We start from the raw sequence: 2,500 nt of genomic DNA on the forward strand, positions 1-2,500 counted from the left end.
GAAGGACGCAGCGAACTGCGATAAGCCTCGGGGAGTGGTAAGCACACTTTGATCCGGGGATTTCCGAATGGGGGAACCCACCATCTGTAATGGGATGGTATCCTTCACTGAATACATAGGTGATGAGAAGGCAGACCCGGTGAACTGAAACATCTAAGTAGCCGGAGGAAGAGAAAACAATAGTGATTCCGTCAGTAGTGGCGAGCGAACGCGGAAGAGCCTAAACCGTAGGATTTATCCTACGGGGTTGTGGGGCGTTTCATATAGGAGTTACAAAGGACAGATGTAGGTGAACAGTTTGGGAAGACTGACCAAAGAGCGTGATAGTCGCGTAACCCAAACATCTGTCCCTCCGAGACCAACCCCGAGTAGCGCGGGACACGAGAAATCCCGTGTGAATCTGGCAGGACCATCTGCTAAGGCTAAATACTACCTAACGACCGATAGTGAACCAGTACCGTGAGGGAAAGGTGAAAAGCACCCCGGGAGGGGAGTGAAATAGTACCTGAAACCGTGTGCTTACAAATAGTCGGAGCACTTTCTATGTGTGACGGCGTGCCTTTTGTAGAATGAACCGGCGAGTTACGATAGCGTGCGAGGTTAAGTCGAAGAGACGGAGCCGCAGCGAAAGCGAGTCTGAATAGGGCGAAAGTACGTTGTCGTAGACCCGAAACCGTGTGATCTAGCCATGTCCAGGGTGAAGGTAGGGTAACACCTACTGGAGGCCCGAACCCACGCACGTTGAAAAGTGCGGGGATGAGGTGTGGCTAGCGGTGAAATTCCAATCGAACTCGGAGATAGCTGGTTCTCCCCGAAATAGCTTTAGGGCTAGCCTCGGATTTAGAGTCTTGGAGGTAGAGCACTGATTGGACTAGGGGCCCTCATCGGGTTACCGAATTCAGTCAAACTCCGAATGCCAAGTACTTATATCCGGGAGTCAGACGGTGAGTGCTAAGATCCATCGTCAAAAGGGAAACAGCCCAGACCATCAGCTAAGGCCCCCAAGTGTATGTTAAGTGGGAAACGATGTGGAGTTGCCCAGACAACCAGGATGTTGGCTTAGAAGCAGCCACCATTTAAAGAGTGCGTAATAGCTCACTGGTCGAGTGACTCTGCGCGGAAAATGTAACGGGGCTAAACATACCGCCGAAGCTATGGCAGTCCTTATGGACTGGGTAGGGGAGCGTTCCAAGCAGCAGTGAAGCCGTATCGTAAGGAGCGGTGGAGCGCTTGGAAGTGAGAATGCCGGTGTAAGTAGCGAAAAGACAAGTGAGAATCTTGTCCACCGAAAGCCTAAGGTTTCCTGGGGAAGGCTCGTCCTCCCAGGGTTAGTCGGGACCTAAGCTGAGGCCGAAAGGCGTAGGCGATGGACAACTGGTTGATATTCCAGTACCACCTCTGTTCCGCTTGAGCAATGGCGTGACGCAGGAGGATAGGGTGAGCGGCCTATTGGATGGCCGTCTAAGCAGTAAGTGTGGTGTGTAGGCAAATCCGCACACCAGTAAGCACAAGCTGTGATGGCGAGGGAAATTATAGTACCGAAGTCCCTGATTTCACACTGCCAAGAAAAGCGTCTAGCGAGGAACAAGGTGCCCGTACCGCAAACCGACACAGGTAGGCGAGGAGAGAATCCTAAGGTGCGCGGGATAACTCTTGCTAAGGAACTCGGCAAAATGGCCCCGTAACTTCGGGAGAAGGGGCGCCTCGGTAGGGTTTATAGCCCGAGGAGGCCGCAGTGAAAAGGCCCAAGCGACTGTTTAGCAAAAACACAGGTCTCTGCGAAGCCGCAAGGCGAAGTATAGGGGCTGACGCCTGCCCGGTGCTGGAAGGTTAAGGGGATGGGTTAGCGCAAGCGAAGCTTTGAACCGAAGCCCCAGTAAACGGCGGCCGTAACTATAACGGTCCTAAGGTAGCGAAATTCCTTGTCGGGTAAGTTCCGACCCGCACGAAAGGCGTAACGACTTGGGCGCTGTCTCGGCAAGAGACCCGGTGAAATCATAATACCTGTGAAGATGCAGGTTACCCGCGACAAGACGGAAAGACCCCATGGAGCTTTACTGTAGCCTGGTATTGAAACTTTGTGCATCATGTACAGAATAGGTGGGAAGCTGTGAAGCGAGGGCGCCAGCCTTCGTGGAGCTGTCGTTGGGATACCACCCTTGATGTACGGAGTTTCTAACTTGCCGCCCTTATCGGGTGGAAGGACCATGCCAGGTGGGCAGTTTGACTGGGGCGGTCGCCTCCTAAAGAGTAACGGAGGCGCCCAAAGGTTCCCTCAGAATGGTCGGAAATCATTCGTAGAGTGTAAAGGCACAAGGGAGCTTGACTGCGAGACCTACAAGTCGAGCAGGGACGAAAGTCGGGCTTAGTGATCCGGTGGTTCCGCATGGAAGGGCCATCGCTCAACGGATAAAAGCTACCCTGGGGATAACAGGCTTATCTCCCCCAAGAGTCCACATCGACGGGGAGGTTTGGCACCTCGATGTCGGCTCATCGCATC

At 53.4% G+C, this 2,500-nt stretch carries 1 rRNA gene (running past both ends of the window); it reads left to right on the plus strand.

The window, feature by feature from the left end:
* A 23S ribosomal RNA gene (locus EEL30_08550) occupies positions 1-2,500 on the plus strand (it extends past both window edges: 53 nt to the left, 380 nt to the right).

This window comes from Brevibacillus laterosporus (assembly GCA_007833815.1).
In the GTDB taxonomy this organism is placed as follows: domain Bacteria; phylum Bacillota; class Bacilli; order Brevibacillales; family Brevibacillaceae; genus Brevibacillus_B; species Brevibacillus_B laterosporus_D.